The sequence below is a fragment of the Christiangramia qingdaonensis genome (genome assembly GCF_048381525.1).
Classification (GTDB): domain Bacteria; phylum Bacteroidota; class Bacteroidia; order Flavobacteriales; family Flavobacteriaceae; genus Christiangramia.
The window spans coordinates 1,069,271-1,075,821 of sequence record NZ_JBLWIM010000012.1; the positions used below are offsets into that span (position 1 = coordinate 1,069,271).

The following is a 6,551-nucleotide window of genomic DNA, read 5'->3' on the forward strand; positions in this document are numbered from 1 at the left end:
GTTTAAATATCAGAAATAACTATATTTGCTGCCCTGAATTTTAATTTAGATAAAAATATAAAAATGTCGAATACTTTTGATGTATTGATCGAGATCCCAAAGGGAAGCCGAAATAAATACGAATACGATTTCAAACTTAAAAAAGTACGTTACGACAGGATGATCTTCTCTTCGATGATGTATCCTGCAGATTATGGTTTTATTCCTAACACCCTTGCATTAGATGAAGATCCACTTGATGTATTGGTATTGGTTTCTGAGCCTACCTTTCCAGGGATCGTGATGGAAGTGAAGCCTATCGGTGTATTCCATATGGCAGACGAAAAAGGTCCGGATGAGAAGATCATCTGCGTGCCGGTATCAGATCCTATCTGGAATAGATTGAACGATCTTAAAGAATTGAATGGTCATATGCTTAAAGAGATCGAACATTTCTTCAAGGTTTATAAAGATCTTGAGAAGAAAAAGGTAGATACAGGAGATTTTGGAGATGCAGACGAAGCTCGTGAGATCATTAGACAGTGTATCGAACGATATGAGAACTATGAAGGTGATAAATCCAGATTCGGAATATAATCGCAAGATATCACTCAAATTATTAAGAATATGAAAGCAATAACCTTAAAAAGTTGTTGCTTTTTTAATTGTTACCAATTTTACTACATTAGCTAGCATTAATATTTAATTAACAATTAACTAGCTAATATGGAATCAATAATGATCTACCTGCCAGCGGTGCTGGCAATCATCGGACTCATTTTTATGTGGGTCAAAAGATCCTGGGTGATGAAACAGGACTCCGGAGACGGAAAAATGAAAGAAATTTCAGCACACATCTATGAAGGAGCCCTGGCCTTCTTAAAAGCAGAATACAAATTATTGACTCTCTTTGTGATTGGAGCCAGCATTGCGTTAGCCGCAATCGCATATTTTGTTCCAACCACTCATTACCTTATTATAGTTGCCTTTATTTTTGGTGCGATATTCTCAGCATTCGCCGGAAATATCGGGATGAAGATCGCTACCCAAACTAATGTAAGAACGACACAGGCGGCAAGAACCAGTCTGCCAGAAGCTTTGAATATCTCTTTTGGAGGTGGAACAGTGATGGGACTTGGAGTTGCTGGTCTCGCAGTTCTTGGTCTTACCGGCTTCTTTATATTCTTTTTTCATTATTTTATGGGAGGAGAGTGGACCAATACTCAGCAAATGACCGTAGTTCTGGAAACTCTTGCTGGTTTTTCTCTCGGTGCCGAATCTATAGCGCTTTTCGCCAGGGTAGGAGGAGGGATTTATACCAAAGCTGCAGATGTTGGAGCTGATCTCGTTGGTAAGGTTGAAGCAGGTATCCCTGAAGATGACCCTAGAAACCCTGCGACTATTGCAGATAATGTTGGAGATAATGTAGGTGACGTTGCCGGGATGGGAGCCGATCTTTTTGGAAGTTACGTGGCCACAGTTTTGGCAGCAATGGTGCTTGGAAATTATATAATCGAGGATATGGGAGGTGATATCACCAGCGAAGGTTTTGGTGGTATTGGTCCAATTTTATTACCAATGGCAATCGCCGGAGTAGGAATTATCATTTCTATAATCGGGACATTATTGGTAAGGATCTCTTCAAATTCGGCTAAAGAATCTGAAGTTCAGAAAGCTTTAAATATCGGGAACTGGGTTTCGATCTTACTGGTTGCGGTATCCTGTTATTTTCTGGTAAACTGGATGCTACCTGCGAATACCATGACCATGGGATTCTTCATAGGTGGAGAGGAAGGATTTGAAATGATTAACATAAGTTCCATGCGCGTATTTTACGCAACGCTGGTTGGTCTGGTTGTAGGTGGTGCGATTTCTTCTGTAACCGAATATTATACAGGACTGGGGAAAAAACCAATTCTCAAGATCGTTCAGCAATCAAGTACTGGAGCTGGAACAAATATAATTGCAGGTTTGGCGACCGGTATGATCTCTACCTTTCCTTCAATTTTATTATTCGCCGGTGCGATCTGGGCGTCTTATGCTTTCGCAGGATTTTACGGAGTTGCATTGGCAGCTTCAGCAATGATGGCAACTACAGCTATGCAGCTGGCGATCGATGCCTTTGGACCTATAGCAGACAATGCTGGAGGTATTGCTGAAATGAGTGAGCAGGAGCCAATAGTAAGAGAAAGAACAGATATTCTGGATTCTGTAGGGAATACGACCGCAGCCACAGGAAAAGGTTTTGCAATTGCATCTGCTGCTTTAACTTCTTTAGCTCTCTTTGCCGCCTATGTAACCTTTACAGGGATTGAAGGAATCAATATTTTTAAAGCTCCTGTTCTGGCTATGCTTTTTGTTGGTGGGATGATTCCTGTGGTATTTTCTGCTTTGGCAATGAATGCGGTGGGTAAAGCTGCGATGGAAATGGTGCAGGAAGTACGAAGACAATTCAAGGATATTCCGGGTATTATGGAAGGAACTGCAAAGCCTGAATATGATAAATGCGTGGCTATCTCTACGGAAGCTTCCTTAAGGGAAATGATGTTGCCAGGTTTATTAACTATCGGTTTTCCATTAGTCATCGCATTTCTGCCAATGATTTTCGGAATGGATAATCTTGCGATTGCTGAAATGCTTGGGGGCTATATGGCGGGGGTTACTGTGAGTGGTGTGCTTTGGGCTATCTTTCAGAATAACGCCGGAGGTGCCTGGGATAATGCCAAGAAATCTTTTGAAGCCGGAGTCATGATCAATGGGGAGATGACCTATAAAGGCTCTGATGCTCACAAGGCAGCAGTAACCGGTGATACGGTAGGAGATCCTTTCAAGGATACTTCAGGTCCTTCAATGAATATATTAATTAAATTAACCTGCCTTATCGGCCTGGTAATCGCACCAATTTTAGGTGGGCATACAGATGCTGACATTCCAAACCAGGAGGAAACTGTTGAGGTGATCTCTTCGGAAGGTTCTGTGATTTCAAAAGAAATTAGTTTGGAGAAAAATGATCTGGACGATCTGGTAACCGCGAGGGTAGTGGTCACAAGTTCCTTAAATGGAAATGAGACCAGTGATACCTATGAATTTGAAGGCACAAGCCTGGAAGTGCAGAAAAAGATCGACGCACTATAGGAAACCCTTCAATAAAAAAGAAATAAAGAAACCTCCGCAATTGTGGAGGTTTTTCAATTTCTAGCCAAAAGTATCATTCTCCTATTCCTTCGGAAAAAAGATCTTTAAACTGGTATTTCAGTTAAACTATGGTTAATCAATCCCTTAAAATTTCAGGACTGCTGAAAGGTTGATTAAATTTAAGTTCAATTCAAAAGATTCAGAAGATGTCAAAAGATCACGGACCCAGTATTAAAAATGATGAGCAGTACGAGAAATTGCGCAAGGAAGGAATGAGCAAGGAAAAAGCGGCGAGGATCGCCAATACATCCAATTCCGGAGAGAAAGGTGGTAAAGCCGAAAATTACGAAGAGAGAACAAAAGAAGAACTCTACGAGCAGGCGAAAAAAGTTGGCATCGATGGACGAAGTGATATGTCTAAAGATGAATTGATTAAAGCACTAAGAAACCACTAATATGCGCTCAATCTGGAATGGTTCAATAAGTTTTGGTCTGGTTTCAATTCCCGTGAAACTTTATTCGGGTTCTGAAGACAGGCGTATAGACCTGGATATGCTTGATAAAAATGATCATGCCCGTATTCGCTATAAACGTGTAAATGAGGATACCGGCAAAGAGGTGGAATGGAAGGATATTGTAAAAGGCTATAAAAAGGATGACGGCTATGTTATTCTGGAAAAAGAGGATTTTGACCAGGCGAACATGAAAAAGACTAAAACTATCGATATCGAAGAATTTATCGATGAGGATGAGGTAGCCGATGTGTTGTTTAAAAAGCCTTATTTTCTGGAACCACAGAAAGAAGGTGGTAAATCCTATAACTTACTGCTCCAGGCATTGAAAAAGACTGGAAAACTAGGTGTTGCTACTTTCGTGATGCGACAAAAGGAGCATTTATCTCTTGTAGGTATTTACAGGGATGCACTGGTGTTACACGTAATTAGGTTTGAAGATGAGATAAGAAATCCCGGAGAGCTAAAGCTTACCAAAACCAAAGTAAAAGCCAAGGAGGTAGATATGGCAGTTTCACTCATCGAACAATATACTTCTGACTTTGATTTTAAGAAATATAAGGATATCTATAATGACCAGTTAATGAAGATCATAGAATCCAAAGCGACTGGTAAAAAGCCTAAAGTTGAAGAATACGATTCTGAACCCACGCAGGCAGACGATCTTATGGCTAAACTGAAGGCCAGCCTTGAAAAGAAAAAGTCAAAGGCCAGCTAATACATGTCTTTAACAGAATACAATAAAAAACGTGATTTTACTCAAACCTCTGAGCCCAAGGGTGATCTTGAAAACGAGAATCTTCATAGGTTCGTAATTCAACGTCATCGAGCTTCCAGATTACATTATGATTTGAGGCTTGAGGTTGATGGTGTTCTTAAAAGCTGGGCCGTTCCTAAAGGCCCTTCCATGAATCCCGACGATAAGAGGCTGGCTATTGAAACTGAAGATCACCCGGTAAAGTATCTACACTTTGAAGGTTCCATCCCAAAGGGTAATTATGGAGCTGGAAAAATGCGGATCTGGGATACCGGTACATTTGAATCGGTAGGAGATTCTGGAGCTGAGGAGGCATTAAAAAAGGGTGATCTGAAAGTGAAATTTCATGGTGATAAGCTGAAAGGAACATTTGCCCTTGTTAGAACAAGAAGGCAGGATGGACAGAAACACTGGTTGCTTATAAAGAAGAAAGACGATCATTCGGTAAGTTCAAATTACGACGCAGAAGATTATGCTCCGCAAGGAATCGTAAAAAGCTTAAACGATTCTGATATCATAAAACCAATGCTAGCGACTGCGGCAGATGGAATCTTTAGTAAAGCCGGGTGGATCTACGAGTTAAAATGGGATGGCTACAGAGTTCTTGCAAGTATCAGCCAAGGTAATGTGAACCTGTATTCCCGGAATGGTATAAATTATAATAATAAGTTTTCAAAGCTCGCTCAGGACCTGGATAACATCCCGCATGATGTGATACTCGATGGGGAAGTGGTAATTCTGGATGAGCAGGGAAAACCACAGTTTCAACAACTGCAGAATTACGACAGTACTTCTCCGGCAGATCTTCGTTTTTATATTTTTGACATACTTTTTCTAAATGGACACAGTACACTGGACTTAGGCCTGCTCGAACGTAAAAGTCTGCTTCCTGATGTTCTGGAAGGATTGGAGATGACCTATTACTGTGAGCATGTTGAGAGTATGGCAGATGCATTTTACAAGAAAGCTATCAAAAATGGTATGGAGGGAGTGATCGCAAAAAAAGCAGATTCGGTATATACTCCAGGTTATCGTAGTGAGAAATGGTTAAAAATAAAAGGAACAAGATCTGAAGAAGCTTTGATCTGTGGTTATACAGATTCAAAAGGATCCGTTTTCGGATCGTTGATACTCGGGATGTACAGAGAAGGTGAATTACAATACGTAGGTAATTGCGGAACAGGATTTTCATCTTCGGTGCAGCAGGAATTACTTCAGAAAATGCAGGGACTTGAAACTCAAAAGTCACCTTTCGGACATATAATAAACCTCAAAGGCAGAATACCAAATTGGGTAAAACCGGAACTTGTATGCGAGATCAAATTTTCAGAATGGACAGAGAGCGGTAGAATGCGCCATCCTGTGTACAAAGGTTTAAGAGAAGACAAATCTTTAAGTGATGAGAAAACCGCTAATAAATCATCTCAGAAATCTTCAAAGGCTAGTTTCAATGGCTTAGACATAAATGGCAGAACAGTTAATGTTACGAATCTTGATAAGATCTATTGGCCGGGAGAAGGTTTCAGGAAGTATGATCTCATCGATTATTACATACAGGTTTCAGAATATATGATCCCGTTTCTAAATGATCGTCCGCAAAATCTCCACAGGCATCCACATGGTATCGAGAAGGAAGGTTTTTACCAGAAAGACAATGAAGGTTTGCTGGATTCCTGGATCGAAACTTTAAAGATTTGGTCTACTTCTGCAAAAAGAGATATTCAGTACCTTCTCTGCCAGGACGAGGCTAGTTTGATTTATATGGCAAACCTGGGTTGTATTGAGATCAATCCCTGGAATAGCAGGAAAAACTCATTGGACCAACCAGATTATGTAGTCATTGATCTTGATCCTTCAGAAAAAAATACATTTGAGGAAGTAATTGAAGTTGCGCAGGTAACAAAGGAAATTTTAGAGTCGGCAAACATTGAAGCTTATTGCAAGACATCAGGATCTTCGGGGATTCATATTTATATCCCACTTGGAGCGAAATATTCTTACGAAGAAGGTCGGGAATTTACAAAACTCATCTGTTATTATGTTCTCGAGCGAACCAAAGATCTTACCAGTATGGATCGGGCTGTAAAGAATCGCAAAAATAAGATCTATCTGGATTATTTGCAGAATAGAAGGGGACAAACACTGGCTGCTCCTTACTGTGCGAGACC

The 6,551-nt window shown here is 40.4% G+C and carries 5 protein-coding genes; all 5 read left to right on the forward strand.

Annotation, left to right across the window (positions count from 1 at the left end; all coding sequences use genetic code 11):
* Positions 1-63 precede the first annotated feature (63 nt).
* Entirely contained in the window at positions 64-576 is a 513-nt protein-coding gene (locus ACNI3T_RS09900) for an inorganic diphosphatase (protein ID WP_418227649.1), read from the forward strand.
* A gap of 129 nt (positions 577-705) precedes the next feature.
* Positions 706-3,114 carry a sodium-translocating pyrophosphatase gene (locus ACNI3T_RS09905; protein ID WP_418227650.1) on the forward strand — a complete coding sequence of 803 codons (2,409 nt, stop codon included), beginning with the start codon at positions 706-708 and terminating at the stop codon, positions 3,112-3,114.
* Positions 3,115-3,320: 206 nt separating this feature from the next.
* Complete coding sequence (locus tag ACNI3T_RS09910; RefSeq protein ID WP_322301033.1) at positions 3,321-3,569, forward strand: DUF7218 family protein; 249 nt, start codon at positions 3,321-3,323, stop codon at positions 3,567-3,569.
* Position 3,570: 1 nt separating this feature from the next.
* Positions 3,571-4,344: a non-homologous end joining protein Ku gene (ku, locus tag ACNI3T_RS09915; RefSeq protein WP_298248268.1), complete on the forward strand. Its 774-nt coding sequence runs from the start codon at positions 3,571-3,573 to the stop codon at positions 4,342-4,344.
* Between the two features lie 3 nt (positions 4,345-4,347).
* Positions 4,348-6,551: DNA ligase D (gene ligD, locus ACNI3T_RS09920; RefSeq protein ID WP_418227651.1), on the forward strand; the 2,204-nt coding region annotated here is incomplete at its 3' end.